Source organism: Nocardia sp. NPDC058633 (assembly GCF_042717045.1).
GTDB lineage: Bacteria > Actinomycetota > Actinomycetes > Mycobacteriales > Mycobacteriaceae > Nocardia.
In genome coordinates this window covers 86,766-101,692 of record NZ_JBHXRA010000021.1, presented here as the reverse complement: position 1 = coordinate 101,692, position 14,927 = coordinate 86,766, and the positions used below count along the sequence as shown (strand labels likewise).

The window sequence follows — 14,927 nt, the reverse complement described above, 5'->3', positions numbered from 1 at the left end:
AGGCTCTACTCGAGGAGTTCGGTCTCGAGCATTTCGACGATGCGGTCGAGGAGAGCTTCGAGGCGGGCTTCGATACCCGCGCCGTTGCGCGCCGACACGGTCAGCTCGGTGTGGCCGTCGAACTCGGTCAGCCCGAACAGCAGGGGCATGGCGACGCTGTGCTGGGGCAGGACGAACAGTCCGGTCGGGCGGAAGCCGGGAACGGCGAGTTCCTCGGCGGTGAAGCGACCCATGTGGGACACGGTGGCGGAGGCCAGATTTCGGCCGAAGCGGGCACCGAACCAGTTCGTGGTGCGGAGCACGCCACGGTTGACCAGGTCGGGAACCAGCGCGACTTTGGTGTTCGCCAATTGATTCAGCTCGCGCCGTTCGCGCAGTCCCGCCTTGATCTGGTCTTTGACCACGGCCCAGTCGTGGCCGGGTTCGATATCGAGGAACAGTGGTAGCGCGAGGTTGGCGGTGGAACGCAGCGCGGGGTCGTGGCGGCGGAGGTCGACCGGCATCATGATGCGCGAGGTGCCCGGCGTTTCGGCAGCCAACAAGGCGCAGACCCTGGCCAACGCGCCGGCACGGGTGGTCTCGATGCGGCGATGACGAAGCAGATGAGGTGCGAGATCGCGGCGCTGCCGACCTCGGCCGACAGCGGCTCGGTAGCGTGGCACCATCGGGGTCGGTTTGCCGGGAGCGCCCACTCGCGTGACGAGCTCCTGGTCGGCGATCGGGTCGGGGTGGGGGACGGGCTGCTCGCCACGCAGTGCGCGCAGCACATTCGTCGCCCACGCCACCATGCCGATACCGTCCATCACGCCGTGGAAGACACGGAAGATCAGCGTCGTCGGCGCGCCGGTGAGCAGCAGCACCTCGACGGTGGCATCGGGTGTCGGCCCGATCGCGCTGGTGAGAACGGGATCGGACTCGAGGGCGGGGTAGCTCAGCCGGTGGTCGTGCACCAACCGCACGGCCGGGGTGATCCCGCTGTCGATCCACTCGGCGCCGTGCCGCCGCAGTCGCGCGCCGGGAGTAGCGGCCGCGGCCGTGGATACCGCCTGGCGCAATGCTTCCAGGTCTATGTTGCCCTCACCGGGAACCACCAGCTGCATGAGGAAGGGCGGTGCCAGCTCGCGCATCGGAAAGTACATGCGCTCGGTGGTCGATATCGGCCGACGGAAAACGTTGCTGCCGTTCATGATTGCCTTCTGCGAGTCGGTGCTTACGGGTGCGCGGTCGCGTTGGACTACCGCAGGTCTTCGGCGAGTACTTCGATGCCGCCCTGGTGGTCGAGCCAGGTCAGGAAACCGGCGAGACCGGTGTCGCGATCCACGACGGGCTCGTAGCCGAGATCGTGGCGAGCCGCCCCGATGTCGTAGGTGGCGGTGCGCGTCATCAACGCCACGGCGTAGCGCGACAGCGGAGGTGACCACCGATTCGCCACCGCCGGTATACGCCACACGGTTTCGACGGCCGCGACCACAGCGGCCAGGACGCGAGGGTTCGGACGGCGGGTGGGCGCCCGGTACCCCAGCCGGGTGGCGACCTCGCCGAGGAATCCCCAGACGTCGGTCTTTTCGGCATCGGCGATGAAGTAGGCCTTGCCGCCCACCGCGTCCGCGGTCACCGCCAGCAGGCAGGCGTGCACGATGTTGTCCACGTGGCAGAGCGAGGCCTCGACGACGCGACCGTTGGACAGATCGGGGAGGGAACCAGCGGCCGTCCGATCCAGCAGCCGAACGATGGGCCCCGATCGGTCCCCTGCTCCCCAGATCGCTCTCGGTCGCAGCGCCACTGTCGTGAATTCCGTTGTGTCAGCGGCGAGTACGGCACGCTCGGCCGCTGCCTTGGTTTCGGAGTAGTGGTTGAGCCAGCGGCGCGGATACGGCAGCGATTCGTCGACGTCGACTTGATCGCCGCCGTCTCGTTCCATCAGGGCACTCGGACTCGAGATGAAGACGAACCGACCCGCGCCGCCGCGCCGCGCCGCGTCGAGGAGCAGTTCGGTGGCACGGACGTTCTCGGTCCAGAATTTGTCCCTGGTGCCGCGTTCGTCGACCCGTGCGGCGCTGTGGATCACCGTGTCCACGCCGCTGGTGGCCCTGCTCAGTGAGGCCGCGTCGGCGAGATCACCGTAGACGACGGTGACGTGCGCGGCGGCGGGGCCGAGGTCGTCGAGAATGCTGGTGCGCCGCACCAGGATCGAGACCTCGTGGGTCCCCTCGGCGACCAGCGCGCGCACAATCGCGCCGCCGAGGAATCCGGACGCGCCGGTGACCAGGATTTTCATCGTCGCGAGTCCAGTCGTTTCGTGGCCCAGAGGGCGAGTTGTTCGCGGCCGATTTTGGCGTTGTGCCGGATATCGACCGGGAATCGCGGGTGCACGAGGAACTCGGCGATCGGGGTGAGAGTGTCGAATTCGGCAGCGCGCGTGCGCAATCGGGTGAGCGTGGCCGTGGCGTCGGCGCCGGGTTCGAGCTCCACACACAGGACGGGCCGCTGTGCTCCGGAAGCGCCGACTCCCACGAGTGCCGTGCGCGCGACACCGCTCACGGCGTTGAAGACCTGTTCGACCTGCACGGTGAACATGGGGCCGTGTGCGGTCGTGATCCGTTGACTCTTGCGTCCGCAGAACCAGATTCGGCCCTGCTCGTCGAGCCGGCCCAGGTCGCCGGTGCGATGCCAGATCTGCTCGCCGTCGGTGATCTTGCCCGCGGTGTTGGCCTGCGGGGGCCAGTAGTAGCGCGTGCTCACATTCGGGCCGGCCACCACGATCTCGCCGACCTCCCGTGGGCCGAGTTCTTCGGCGTCGGCCCAGGTCGCGACGGGGTCGTCGGTGATGGCGAGCAGCCGGACACGCACGCGATCGGTGGGTCGGCCGATGCAGGTGCCCTCACCGTTCTCGGCTCGCTCGACCAGACCGTCGAGCAACTCGCGCGATTCGATCGTCGACATGGGCAGCGCCTCGGTGGAGCCGTACCCGGCGTAGATCTCGACGTCGGGCCGCAGGACCTCGCGCAGCCCGGCCACACACCAGTGCGGGACGGGAGCACCACCGGAGAAGACGCTGGCCAGGGACTCCATCTGGACCGGATGCGCGCGCAGCCGCTCCAACAGTGGAATGAGCACCGCGGGCGAGGCGAACAGGGTGCGTATACCGAAACGCTGGATCGCATCGACGACGTGGGCCGGATCGGTGGAGCCGACCTTGCTCGGGATCAGCGGCGGCAGCACGCACCGCGACCCGAGCAACAAGTCGAGAACACCGACCAACGGCAACGTCACCAGCGAGGTGTCCGGCGGCGTGTTCCCGCGGGCGGCGTGCACCTGCTCCACCATGGCGGCGAGATTGCCGTGCGACAGCTCCACGGCCTTGGCGGGACCGGTACTGCCCGTGGTGAAGCCGATGATCAGCAACTCGTCCGGGTCGGCGGGCACCCGCTCCGGTACAGCGGCGGCGGGGGTGCGGCGCCACGAATCGAGCGTCGGCCCACCCCAGAACCAGCGACGTCCTACGGTCAGCGTGGTGCGCACTCGGCGGAAGCTGCGCGCGAACAGCACCCGTAGGGCGTGCGCCTGCGGGATTCCGATGAACGCTTCCGCTTCGACGGCGCGTAGGCAGTGCACCATGCGGCGCACGCCCATACCCGGGTCGATCACGACCGGAACGGCGCCGATCTTCAACAGCGCGAACAGGATCGCGTACAACTGCGGGCTCGGCAGCACGAGCACGATGGTCCGGGTGCCGCTGCCGACTCCGGCGTCGACGAGGTGTTCGGCGATCGCATCGGACCAGCGATCGAGGTCGCGGTAGGTGATGTGGCGGTAGTCGGGGAGCCCGTCCGCGGTGGTGCCGTCGGGATAGATGACCGCCTCGCGATCGGGCTCGTCGCGGGCGAGTGCCCGGAAGTGATCGATGGTCTGCCAGTAGGTCGCTCTCGTCACGCGGAGGTCTCCGCGGGCAGGCGATACAGCGTCGCGGCGGCGGACGGGCCGGCGCCCGCCGCGACGAACAGCACATGGGTGTAGCCGGCGAGGGTCCCCTCGGCGCTCGCGCGCGCATAGGCCAGCGGCAGCGACGCGGTGTGCGGGTCGCCGTCGGTCAGGTCGGGCACTCGCACCGCGTCCCGGTCGATTCCCAGGGCGTCGGCGAGGCGCTCGGGAAAGTGCGGGCTCGGGGTCGACGCGATCAACGCGACGAAGGCGCCCTCGAAGTCGGCGAGCGCGGACGTCGCGACTTCGGTGGCCACCGTGAGGATTCGGTCCTCGAAGTCGGATTCGCGTTCGACCGTCATCAACGTGCGGCCGACCGCGCCCATGCTGGCCGTGTCGACGTAAGCCCGGCCCGCGGGTGTGCCGGGTGCGGTCGCGGTGTGGACGGGGCCGAAGCCCTCGGGACCGTCGACCTGTTCGAGCAGCAGCGCGGCACCCGCGGTGGCGTAAGGGAAATCGGCGTCGGCGCTCGACCGGGCCAACGAGGGATGGGTGTCGCCGGCCACGATCAGCACGTGCTCGGTGCCGCCGGTCGTCAACACCGAGCCTGCCACCTGAACCGCGTTGACGACGCCCACCGCACCGTTCATCAGGTCGAAGGAGAATGTCCGCGGATCGGTTTTGGCGTAATCGAGCCCGATGCCCGCTGCCTTCTGGATCAGCGCGGCCACCGCAGGCTCGACAGTGTTCGAGTCGCGGAAGACGCCGGTGTTGATCAGCACGCCGACCTGGTCGGGGCGGACACCGCCTTGCTCGAGGCACTGTCGTGCGGCGCGCCCGCTGTGTTCGACGATGCTGTGGGTGTCGGTCGAGTTGCTGGTTCCGGTGGATCGGATACGGATGCCCATGGCGAAACCTCAGACCTTCAGGGAGGAGATGGTGGCGGACAGAAAACCGGCGACGACCCCGGAGGCGGCCGGAACCATGAGCAGCTTCGATCCCGCGGCGATGTTGTCGTCGGCGAGCTGGTCGTGCAGCACTATGAAATGTGATGTGGTCGAAGTGTTTCCGTACTTCTCGATCACATTGAGGTCCGGGGGCATCTCGGCGCCGAATTCACGGGCGGCCACCGCGTTGATGTACGGCACGGCGGCGGCGCCGAACTGGTGATGGATGATGTAGTCGAACTGCTCACCGGCGAAGTCGCGGCCCTGCTGTTCGAGGAAGGTGCCCTGGGCGTCGGGCCAGAGCAGGAACCGCGCTTCGTTGTGCATCTTGCGGTTATCGGTGTAGAGCGCGACGCCCGACGACTTGTCGCTGGGCATGCCCAGGCACAGGTGCGAATGCTCGGCGGCGGTGAGCAATTCGACGTAATGGATCTTGTCGGCGTCGTCGACGGCGCGGTCCAGCACGACCGCGCATCCGGAGTCGCCGACCGACAGCGAGGCGAACTGCAGGTCGTATTTCTCGGAGATCTCGTTCACCGCGGTCTCGGCGATCGGGGTGATCGCCTCGCCGCTGACCACCATGCCGTTGCGCACCACACCGGAGCGGATCATCCGATCGAGAATGTAGGTGCCGGTGAGCATTCCGGCGCACGCGTTGGAGACATCGAAAGTGATGGCCCGCTCGGCGCCGAGGGTCTTGGCGATCGTCGACGCGAACGACGGTTCCATGAACATGCGGGTGCCGTCGTTGCTGCGGGTGATCGAGCAGGAGATGATCACCTCCAGCTCGCCCGGGGCGTAGCGCGAGCGTGCCAGGCAGTCCCGCGCGGCGTTGACGGCCAGGGTGAACGAATCCTCGACCGACTCCGGGCGGGTGTCGCGCACGCGGCGTTCTTTCACGCCGGTGATGCGTTCCAGATCGAACGACGGTGGCGTTTCGAGCCGGGAGATCAATTCGGTGGTGGTCAATATGTTCGACGGAAGATATGCCCCGATGGATTCGAAACGCGAATATGACACGTGTGCTCCCGGATGCGGTCGAAGAATGGTTTTCCGGACGATTCTCGATCGCCGGTGGAATGGACCCTACCGGGCTCCGAGACGCACCGCGTGCAGTGATCCGGCGCACTGTTCGACGCGACTACGTAGGTGCTACATGGTGTTTCGGCAATGTCGGCAATCTGGTCAGCACGCGCGGATCACCTGTACACGGGCCTTCTCGTAGGCATCGGCAAGGGCCCGGCTATCGATCGGACCGGCTGCGCCGCGGCAATGCGCGCCAACGAACCGGGGCCCGCACAGTGAGTGACCTCACGATCGTTTACACCGTCGAATGAATTGCGGGCCGAGTGGGTTTGTTTTCGGAGCGCAACTGTTCTCGTGAAGTTTGTCGGTCGGACCAACTCTCCAGGCCGACCACGCGAGCCAGCCGCCGATGCGAATCCCATCGCGCGTCTCGATCGAACGTGCTGGTGTGGACGAGGATTTCGTCGGCGTCGGTGCGGCTCACCAGGTTTTCCACTGCTTCGGCCACCTGGTCCTCGGTGCCGTGGATCTGACTGCCGAGTGACCGCTCGAACAGCTGTCGCTGACGGTCGGTCATCGATGCCGGATCGATGTCGGCGGGCGGGATCAACGGGAGGAATTCGCCGTGTGTGCGCGAGTGGGCACTCGACCACGCCTCGGGGAACAGCAGGTGGTGCGCCTGCTCGGTCGAGTCGGCGATCACCACCGCCGCGGAGACGATCACATACGGTCGGGTGGTCCGCGCGGAGGGCCGGAACAGGGTGCGGTAGCGCTCGATCGACTCCACCATCGCCTGCGTGCCCGCGATCGGGGCGATCACCAGGGGCAGCCCGAACCGTGCGGCGCGCTCGGCCCCGGAACCGGTGGCGAGCAGAAACGCCGGGACCTCGACGCCTTCCGCCGAGCCCGCGTGGACGCCGGCTCGTCCCGTCCCGAAATATGCGAGGAGCTCGGTCAGTCGCGCGTCGAAGTCGTCGGCGTCGTCGAGGCCGTGGCCGAGCGCGCGCCGCACGCCGTCGGTGAACCCGACCGACCGACCCAGGCCCATGTCGACGCGTCCGGGAAACAACGAGGCGAGTACGCCGAACTGCTCGGCGACGACCAGTGGCTGGTGATTGGGCAGCATCACGCCGCCGGTGCCGACGCGGATCCGCGAGGTGGCCGCCGCGACCGCCGCTGCCAACACGGTGGGCGCCGTCCCGGCGACGCCGGGAACACTGTGATGTTCGGCGACCCAGAACCGGTGGTAGCCCCATCGCTCGGCGAGTTTCGCGAACGCGACCGTCTCGCGCAGCGCGTCGGCGTGGGTCTGCCCGCGCCGTACGCGTGAGCGGTCCAGGATCGAGAAGCGAACCGATTCGAGTGCCATATCAGTAGTCAACGTCGGGGACGCGCTCCGATTCCTCGGCGGTGACACGCGGGGGGAGATCTTCGCAAGATTGGACCGGTACCAACCCTGGACCAACCTTGCGTCACCATAGTGGCCAGCGAGCATGATCAACCGTCGAGAATCTGCGAGGAGTGCACTATGGTTCGACATCCCCACGGCCGCAAGGTAGATCATCGCCACCGCGCGGTCGAGGCCAGCGACGATGCCCTGCGCGTGCTGCGGCTGCTACTCGAAATGCACGGCCCGGTGGTGTTGTATCTCGCACCCGATGCCGACGGGTACACGCCGATCTGCGTGCGGCGCAGCGAGTTCCGTCCCGGCCCGGGCGATGTACTGGCCGGGCAGTCGGCATGGCACACGCAGTTGTGGATGGCGGATCGGTTTCATGTCGGGCTCGACGACATCGACGTGCGGATCGAGGTGCGCAACCGCCCGCAGCGAGGGTCGGCTTCGCTGGAGGCGGCGTGCGGGTTCCGGTTCGCGCTGCGTATCGACAAAATCGACGAAGCTGCCGGGTTCGTCGAGGAAGCGTCCTAGTCCGTCACCAGAACCGTGGAGTCAGACCCCAGTCGGCGAACTCGGCGGCCAGTAGGTCGCGCAGAGCCGCACGGGTGGGGAATCGGTCGGGGTCGCCACCGGTGACCACGAGGGTCACGGTGTCGTCATCGCAGGAGAAGGCGAGGTTGACGCCGACCTCTACCTGACGGAACAACTCGACCGGGCCGGGATTGACCACCGGGCGCATGATCACGTCGCGGGCGCGGTGCGCGCCGAGGACCGCGATGTTCTGCGCGGTGCGACCCATATTGGTGCACAAGCACTCCGGTGCCTTGGCGGTGCGGGCGAACTTGTGCAGCACCACCTTGGGCAACAGCATCTGCACCGGTTGCAGGTGCTGGATCGGTGGGATGGTCGCGGGATCGCGGTAGGCGAGACCAGCGGCCTTGAGGGCGGCGCGGACCGCGGGCAGATCGGCGCGTTCGCCCGCGCGGTAGCCGACGCTGATCGGCAGCCCGGTGGTGGCGTTGGCGCGCGGGTCGTCGGCCTCGCGCATCGAGTGCGGAATGTCGACGCGGACCTCGGCGCCGTCGGCGATGCGCCCACTACGGCCCAGCAGTCCGACAGCGACGCCGATCAGCAAGCCGTTGGTGGTTCCGCCGTGCGCGGCCGCGACGGCGTCCCATTCGGCGAGATCGAGCTGGACAATGGACTCCGCGGCCTGCCAGGTCTCGGCATGCGGCAACCGCGGTGCGGCCGGACGCGGATTGCGGGCCGGTTCACTGACACCGCGGGATCGGCGTGCCGCACGCACACCGCGCACGACGGCGCCGAGTTGGCCGCGGGCATCGGCGAGATCGGCGGCCACACGGCCCGGGCCGGCCACCGGGCCGACGAGCCTGCCCGCGCTCGCCCCACGGTCGGGGCTCTGCCCGCGGTTGAGCCGATCGAGGGAGTCGACGATCGCGTGCATCATGGCGCCGCCGTCGCAGGCGACGTGTGAGGCGACCAGCGTGACCACGGTGCCGCCGGACTCGATCGGCGCGCCCGCGAGTTGCCAGACCAGTCCGCGCTCGGGGTCGAATTCGACGGCGGCCTGTTCGAGGAACCAGTCGAGGATCCGGTCCTCGGCGACCGGTGTGTCCGACCAGCGCAGCGGCAAAGACTCGGTGGCGGGCTCCCAGTGCGCGCGGGCGATCGGGAACCGGGTGGTGCGGACCCGCCGCGCGATGAATCCCGTCGCCAGATGCGCGTGCCAGTCCGCGAGCAGGTCCCGGCTCAGCGCGGTGTCGAAACGGTAGGCCAGCTGGTTGACCAGGGCGTTCGGGTAGAGGCTGTGCAGTTTGAAGAACAGGTCGTCGTCGGCGGTGATCCGGTTGAGTTCGGTGGTCGCCGCGACGGCGGGGGAGATGACAGTCATCGAAGGACTCCTAACGGGCGGCGACGCGGCAGGTTGCCCAGCTGCGCAGGGCCGGAAACGAAGGCGCGGGTACGCCTATCGGGAACGGAGAGTGCGCACGGTCAGCGGCGCGAACACGGCCACCACGACCACCGAGGCGACCAGCGACCACCAGGCATCCGCGCCGACGGTGCCCTCCCCTGCGAGGGTGCGTACCGCGGAGACCAGGTAGGACACCGGATTCAGGTCGGAGACGTGCCGCATCCAGGTGGGCATGGCCTCCTCGGGCACCAGGGCGTTGGAGGCGAACCCGAGGAAGGTGAGCACCAGCATGGACATGCCCTGTACGGCGGCGGGGCGCGCGATGGTGGCACCGATGAAGGCGAACAGCCAGCTGATGGCGGTGGTGGCGAACACGACCAGGACCGCACCGGCCAGGAAACCGGCGGTGTGCTCGGGTCGGTAGCCCATGCAGAACCCGACGATCACCACGGTGGTCGCGGCGATCAGGTAGCGCACCGCCCCAGCTAGCAACGCCCCGGCAACCGGTGCGGAGCGGGCGATGGGCATGGCGACGAAGCGGTCGAAGACACCGGAATGGATGTCCTCGGACAGTTGCACGCCGGTGGCGACCGAGGAGGTGAGCACGATCTGGACCAGCACGCCGGGGATCATGATCGGCAGATAGGCCGTCATGCTGCCCGCGATGGCAGTACCGAAGATGCTGCCGAACAGCACCGGGCCGACGATCGGGAGCAGGATGGCGTCGTAGAGCAGTTGCGGGCTGTGCCGGAACGTGAGCAGTCCGCGCCAGGCCATCATCAACGAATGCCGCAGGGCCGCGAGCGGACTGACCCGGGTCACGCGGGGGGCGCGCACCACGTGTGCCGGTTTCTCGGTGGTGAGTGTCATGGCGGTACTCGAACTTTCGCGAAGGGTGCTCATGCCGCGTCCGTGGTGCGGGTGTGTCCGGTCAGCGACAGGAACACCTCGTTGAGGTCGGGTCGGTCCACAGCGAAGCCGCGCAGCGTGACGCCCTCGTCGTGACAGGCGGCGACGATCTCGGCGCCGCGGGTGACATCGTGCAACGTGACCGTCAACGTCCCCGTCGACGAGCCTTCCGGCACGTCGCCGGTGATCTCCTGGATCAGTGCCTCGGCCCGGCGCAGGTGGGCGGTGTCGGGGATGTCCAGGCGCAGCACTTGCTCGCCGATGGAGGACTTGAGCTCGGCGGGGGTGCCGTCGGCGACGAGCGTGCCACGGTCGATGACCGCGATCCGGTCGGCGAGCGCGTCGGCTTCCTCCAGGTACTGGGTGGTGAGCAGCACGGTGGCGCCGCGCTCGACCAGGCCACGCACGATGCCCCACATGCGGTCGCGGGTATGCGGATCGAGGCCGGTGGTCGGCTCGTCGAGGAAGATCAGCGGGGGCACCGTGATCAGCGTGGCGGCCAGATCGAGGCGTCGTCGCATGCCTCCGGAGAAGGCGCTGACGCTGCGGCGGGAAACGGCTGTCAGTTCGAATTCCGCGAGGAGTTCATCGGCCCGGGCAGCGGCTTCGCGGCGCGAGAGGCCGAGCAGGCGACCGAACAGGCGCAGATTCTCACCGGCGGTGAGGGTTTCGTCGACGGAGGCGTATTGACCGGTGAGCCCGATCATCGAGCGCACCGCGGTCGCTTCGCGCACGACGTCGTAGCCGAACACCTCGGCGCTGCCCCGGTCCGGTCGCAGCAGTGTCGCGAGCATGCGCACGGTGGTGGTCTTGCCCGCGCCGTTGGGGCCGAGCATGGCGAACACCGATCCGGCCGTGATACTGAGGTCGACGCTGCCGACGGCGGTGAAATCGCCGTAGGACTTGCCGAGCCCGCTGGTACGGACGGCGATCTCGGTGCTCACTGCGGCCTCCCGGCATGGCTGGAAACAGGACTCGGGAACGACAGGGGGACAAGGCATTCCACCTCGTCGACGGCAGCGGCGACGCCCCTGTCGGCGAACCGGGCGGCATAGGCACCGGCACGGGCCACCACATTCGGGTCGGCGACCAGGTCCAGCAGCGCGGTGAGCTTGTTCTCGTCGAGGTCGGCGGCGCGCGCGGTGCCTGCCACCCCGAGCTCGGCCAGTGCGCGGCCCCAGTAGGGCTGATCGGCCTGGACCGCGCAGATCACTTGGGGAACACCGGCTCTCAGCGCCGCGGCAGTGGTCCCCGCGCCACCGTGGTGCACCGCGGCGACACACCGCGGGAACACCGACGCGTGGTCGACCTGATCGACGATCGCCATCTCGGGCGAGAGGAGTGGCTCGATGCCCGCCCACCCGGCGGCCAGCAGCAGCCTGCGACCGCGGCGGGCGCAGACCGTGCGCAGCATCGCCACCAGCGCGGCCGGATCATCGACCGCCATCGAGCCGAAGCCCACATAGATCGGCGCCGAACCGGCGTCGAGCCACGAGGCCAGCGCGGGATCGGCCGGGGTGCTGAGGAACCCGTCGCCGTCGACGGCGAACCCGGTCACCGGATGCCGATCCGGCAGTTCGGCGGCCAGCCCGGGAAACAGGTCGATGTCGTAGGCCTGAATCGACACCCGGGCGGGCAGTGGGTGTTCGACGATCCCGAATTCCGACAGTGGCTGTTCCAGCGCGGCATCACGGGCCCAGCGAAGGCTCGACCAGATCCGCCGATTGAGGGCCTTGGGAATCCGCGCGCCCCACGCGGTGGGCACCACCGGCACCGACCGATTCGGGTGGATCGGAAAGAAGTGCACTGCGGCCAACGGCAATCCGACCCGCCGGGCGGCCTTCTCGGCCGCTTCCTCGCCCGCCATCCCGGTGACGACGACATCGTGACCGGGTGCGAGAACCAGGAGGTCACGCACCGCTTCGGTCACCCCGCGCCGCTGGAGATCCAGCACCGCACGCATCCGCTGACGCGGATTCGGGCTGCGGAAACGATGGTCGTCGTGCTGGGTGCGCAGCAGTTCGGCACTGTCGCGGCCGAAACCGACAGCGGCGATGCCGTGCGAGGTGGCGAAGTCGACGAGATTGGGCGAGAGCGCGAGCGTCACCGAGTGGCCGCGAGCCAGCAGCTCGCGGGCCAGGAGGATGCCGGGTTGAGCGTCGCCCCGGCTCCCGGTGAAGGCCAGCAGTGCACGCATGCTCAGCCCGCGCTCAGTGCTGCCGCGGTGTCGGTGACCGGTACGGTCGCGTCCGCCGTCATGGTCACCGAGTACATCGCCCTGGCGAACTCGGTGAGGAAGCGCTCCATGACCTCACCGGGCAGGCCCGCGGGATGGCGGGTGGAGACATAGAGGCCGTCTGGGCCGCGCACGACCCAGAAGTACACCTCCTCGGTGGAGTACGACACCGCCCGCAATGTGCGTCCGCGCAGGTCGGCGACCAGTTCGTAGTCCGGCAGCATTCGGATGTCGAGGAAGGACGCGCCGTAGGTGGGGCCCTCTACCGCACCGACCATCGCCAGCGAACGACCCCAGGAGGCGTCGTTACACAGATGGGCACGCTTGAGTGCGGCCCGGGTTTCGGTCAACGCCACGGTCATGTCCGCACCCGGCGGCAGGGTGACGTCGACCGGGACGACATTGACGAACCAGCCCATCGACTCGAGCCAGCTGAGGTCGGGCCGGGTCGCGATCGGCATGACCGTGCGGAACCGGTTGTCGCCGAAGGTTTCGCGGGAGGCCATCGCCAACGCGGCGAACACGGTCACCGAGAGGCGGTGCTTCATCCGATCCAGCGCCGCCTCGACTTCCTCGAGCTGCTCGATGCCGAGCAGGGTGCGCGAGACGCTGGGCTGGGCGTGCTCGCCGTCGAGCACGGCGACCTGATCCGCGGCGAAGCGGGGCATGGGAGAGCCCGGCGCTCCGAGGAATTCGCGCCAGACGGCGACGGCGGGGGAGTCGGGGGCCAGTTCCTCGGCGGCCGCGCGTTCGATGACGGCGTAGTCGGCGGGGCTGCCGAAGGTGGCCGAGTCGCGGATCTCGCCGCCGGTGGTGACAGCGGTGTAGAGGGTGCGCAGCTCGAGAATGAGCACGGCCTGGGAATAGGCGTCGAGCACCGAGTGATCGGCGCCGACCAGGACGGTGAAATCGTCGGTGTCGTGGGCGATCGTGGCCACCAGCAGATGCGGCCACGTCAGTGCCGACAGGCGCAACTCCAGTGCGTCGCAGAGATACTCGTTGATCTCGTCGCCGTCGGTCAGATCGGTGACCGCGGCGCCGGTGACGCGCACGGTCCCGGGGGCGGCGGTCACGCGGTGGTAGCCGCCGTCGCCGGTGGGGGCAACGGTGGTGCGGAAGCCTTCGTGCCGGTCGTGCCACAGCCGCAGGGTCGTGGCCCACGCGGTGGCGTCGAGGGGGGCGTCCATCTCGAAGATCGTGCCGATCCAACGGCCGCGACCGGGACGGGCGTCGTCGGGATCGAGGAAGCCGAGGTACTGCTCGTGGACGCTGGCGAGGGGGCGTTCGTCGTCGCGCCAGGCGTCGGGGGAGGTGAGTTCGGGAGTCCAGATCACCAGGTCGCCGCAGCGGATCCGGAATTCGGAGAGGTGGGTGTATTCCATGGCGGGTACCTCATGGGAGTGCAAGCCGAAAACGGCGCGAAGGGGATTCGGTGATCGCGGGCGCGTCACCGGGTGTTGCTCTGGATCCCGCACCGGACGTAGCTGGCGAACCCTGGGCTATCCCGAGTCTATAACTCTGAGAGTTTTCTGAAATATTACTTCTTCACAACTGGCAGGTGTGAAGAAGATCACTTTCAGATTTGTTCTGGATCACAACCTAAACCAGGTGGCTTTGGAGTAGAGGGGTTTTGATTCAGATCAGCGAACAGGACCCGGCCGGGACCGTGCCGTACAGGACGGGACCCGACAGGCCCGGCGCCTCGGCCTGCGGTGGCCGTGTGCGGAACCCGTAGTAGCTGTCGCCGACTCGGGGGAGGCGCGCCGCCGGTCAGCGGGTGAGGAGCTCCGACTCGGGAACTGTCGCCTCGACCGGTAGTCGGAGGTCGACGATCAGGCCGATCAGCCCGATCGACACACAGAGCGCCGACACGGTGATCGCGATCGGGTGGCTGTCGCCCGCCAGGGACCCGGCCAGCACCACGGTCGAGATCGTGCCGGGGGCCGAACCGGCCACCGTGGCGACGAGATACGGGGCGACCCGCACCGACGACAGTCCGCAGCAGTAGTTGACGATCGAGAAGGGCGCCAGCGGGATCAAGCGCAGGGCGGCCACCGCGAGCCAACCGCGGCGGGCCAGCCGGTCATCGACCGCCCGCACCGCCGGGTGCGTGAGGTGTTCGGCGACCCGGTCGCGGCCGAGTGCACGAACTCCGAGCAGGGCCACGGTCGCGCTCACCGCGGTGGCCGCCATGGCGAGGACCGAACCGAGGATCGGACCGAACAGCACGCCGCTGCTGACGGTGAGCACGGTGCGCGGGACGGGTGCCACGGCGACCACCGCATAGAAGAGGAAGAACACCAGTGGCAGCAGCGGCCCGGCACCACCGGCCCACTCGCGAATCTGCTGCGGGCCCGGCAACGGAACCATCATCGCCACCACGAACAGCGCGGCGAGCCCGGCCATGGCGATGAGCAGGCGCGGGGAACGGATCATGCGGGACACCCGGGTCAGCGTACCGGCCGGTAGGGGATGGCCCGAGTGGGCGGACACCCTGTCACAGATAGCATCATGAGGGAACCGGACACATCCTGGTTCGCTGTGGGCCCGCTTGTGGGA

General features: G+C 68.5%; 13 protein-coding genes. 1 reads left to right on the top strand and 12 read right to left on the bottom strand.

What is annotated here, in order from left to right; all coding sequences use genetic code 11:
• Positions 1-5: 5 nt before the first annotated feature.
• From ACFWUR_RS25460 to ACFWUR_RS25435, 6 genes are all read right to left on the bottom strand, one after another.
• Positions 6-1,187, bottom strand: coding sequence for a peptide synthetase (locus tag ACFWUR_RS25460; RefSeq protein WP_378910136.1), 1,182 nt, complete (start codon positions 1,185-1,187; stop codon positions 6-8).
• A 47-nt stretch (positions 1,188-1,234) separates the two neighbouring features.
• Positions 1,235-2,278: an NAD-dependent epimerase/dehydratase family protein gene (locus ACFWUR_RS25455; RefSeq protein ID WP_378910134.1), complete on the bottom strand. Its 1,044-nt coding sequence runs from the start codon at positions 2,276-2,278 to the stop codon at positions 1,235-1,237.
• A complete protein-coding gene (locus ACFWUR_RS25450) occupies positions 2,275-3,933 on the bottom strand; it encodes a fatty acid CoA ligase family protein (RefSeq protein ID WP_378910132.1) in 1,659 nt (552 codons plus the stop codon). Before ACFWUR_RS25450 ends, ACFWUR_RS25455 begins: the two co-directional genes overlap by 4 nt.
• Positions 3,930-4,829 (bottom strand): hypothetical protein, encoded by a 900-nt coding sequence (locus ACFWUR_RS25445; protein ID WP_378910130.1) that lies wholly within the window; start codon positions 4,827-4,829, stop codon positions 3,930-3,932. The genes ACFWUR_RS25450 and ACFWUR_RS25445 overlap by 4 nt, the downstream gene beginning before the upstream one ends.
• 9 nt (positions 4,830-4,838) lie before the next feature.
• Positions 4,839-5,888 (bottom strand): 3-oxoacyl-ACP synthase III family protein, encoded by a 1,050-nt coding sequence (locus ACFWUR_RS25440; RefSeq protein ID WP_378910128.1) that lies wholly within the window; start codon positions 5,886-5,888, stop codon positions 4,839-4,841.
• A 301-nt stretch (positions 5,889-6,189) separates the two neighbouring features.
• Entirely contained in the window at positions 6,190-7,263 is a 1,074-nt protein-coding gene (locus ACFWUR_RS25435) for an LLM class flavin-dependent oxidoreductase (RefSeq protein WP_378910127.1), read from the bottom strand.
• 159 nt (positions 7,264-7,422) lie between these two features.
• Here ACFWUR_RS25435 and ACFWUR_RS25430 point away from each other — a divergent pair, with 159 nt between their 5' ends.
• The gene (locus tag ACFWUR_RS25430; protein WP_378910125.1) at positions 7,423-7,821 is read left to right on the top strand and encodes a DUF779 domain-containing protein; all 399 of its coding nucleotides are present in this window, start codon (positions 7,423-7,425) and stop codon (positions 7,819-7,821) included.
• Positions 7,822-7,825: 4 nt separating this feature from the next.
• Here ACFWUR_RS25430 and ACFWUR_RS25425 read toward each other — a convergent pair whose 3' ends face one another.
• From ACFWUR_RS25425 to ACFWUR_RS25400, 6 genes are all read right to left on the bottom strand, one after another.
• Positions 7,826-9,202 (bottom strand): hypothetical protein, encoded by a 1,377-nt coding sequence (locus ACFWUR_RS25425; protein WP_378910123.1) that lies wholly within the window; start codon positions 9,200-9,202, stop codon positions 7,826-7,828.
• Between the two features lie 75 nt (positions 9,203-9,277).
• A complete protein-coding gene (locus tag ACFWUR_RS25420; RefSeq protein WP_378910121.1) occupies positions 9,278-10,126 on the bottom strand; it encodes an ABC transporter permease in 849 nt (282 codons plus the stop codon).
• Positions 10,123-11,076: an ATP-binding cassette domain-containing protein gene (locus tag ACFWUR_RS25415; RefSeq protein WP_378910119.1), complete on the bottom strand. Its 954-nt coding sequence runs from the start codon at positions 11,074-11,076 to the stop codon at positions 10,123-10,125. The genes ACFWUR_RS25420 and ACFWUR_RS25415 overlap by 4 nt, the downstream gene beginning before the upstream one ends.
• Positions 11,073-12,329, bottom strand: a complete 1,257-nt coding sequence (locus tag ACFWUR_RS25410) for a glycosyltransferase (protein WP_378910118.1) — start codon at positions 12,327-12,329, stop codon at positions 11,073-11,075. Before ACFWUR_RS25410 ends, ACFWUR_RS25415 begins: the two co-directional genes overlap by 4 nt.
• 2 nt (positions 12,330-12,331) lie before the next feature.
• Positions 12,332-13,750, bottom strand: a complete 1,419-nt coding sequence (locus tag ACFWUR_RS25405) for a condensation domain-containing protein (RefSeq protein ID WP_378910116.1) — start codon at positions 13,748-13,750, stop codon at positions 12,332-12,334.
• A gap of 388 nt (positions 13,751-14,138) precedes the next feature.
• Positions 14,139-14,813 carry a TVP38/TMEM64 family protein gene (locus tag ACFWUR_RS25400; RefSeq protein ID WP_378910115.1) on the bottom strand — a complete coding sequence of 225 codons (675 nt, stop codon included), beginning with the start codon at positions 14,811-14,813 and terminating at the stop codon, positions 14,139-14,141.
• Positions 14,814-14,927: the final 114 nt, after the last annotated feature.

What these genes read in the sequence shown, in the direction of transcription:
- ACFWUR_RS25430 (WP_378910125.1), top strand. Translation starts at nt 7,423, where the DNA reads ATGGTTCGACATCCCCACGGCCGCAAGGTAGATCATCGCCACCGCGCG.
- ACFWUR_RS25420 (WP_378910121.1), bottom strand. Translation starts at nt 10,126, where the DNA reads ATGAGCACCCTTCGCGAAAGTTCGAGTACCGCCATGACACTCACCACC.
- ACFWUR_RS25425 (WP_378910123.1), bottom strand. Translation starts at nt 9,202, where the DNA reads ATGACTGTCATCTCCCCCGCCGTCGCGGCGACCACCGAACTCAACCGG.
- ACFWUR_RS25445 (WP_378910130.1), bottom strand. Translation starts at nt 4,829, where the DNA reads ATGGGCATCCGTATCCGATCCACCGGAACCAGCAACTCGACCGACACC.
- ACFWUR_RS25460 (WP_378910136.1), bottom strand. Translation starts at nt 1,187, where the DNA reads ATGAACGGCAGCAACGTTTTCCGTCGGCCGATATCGACCACCGAGCGC.
- ACFWUR_RS25435 (WP_378910127.1), bottom strand. Translation starts at nt 7,263, where the DNA reads ATGGCACTCGAATCGGTTCGCTTCTCGATCCTGGACCGCTCACGCGTA.
- ACFWUR_RS25410 (WP_378910118.1), bottom strand. Translation starts at nt 12,329, where the DNA reads ATGCGTGCACTGCTGGCCTTCACCGGGAGCCGGGGCGACGCTCAACCC.
- ACFWUR_RS25405 (WP_378910116.1), bottom strand. Translation starts at nt 13,750, where the DNA reads ATGGAATACACCCACCTCTCCGAATTCCGGATCCGCTGCGGCGACCTG.
- ACFWUR_RS25455 (WP_378910134.1), bottom strand. Translation starts at nt 2,278, where the DNA reads ATGAAAATCCTGGTCACCGGCGCGTCCGGATTCCTCGGCGGCGCGATT.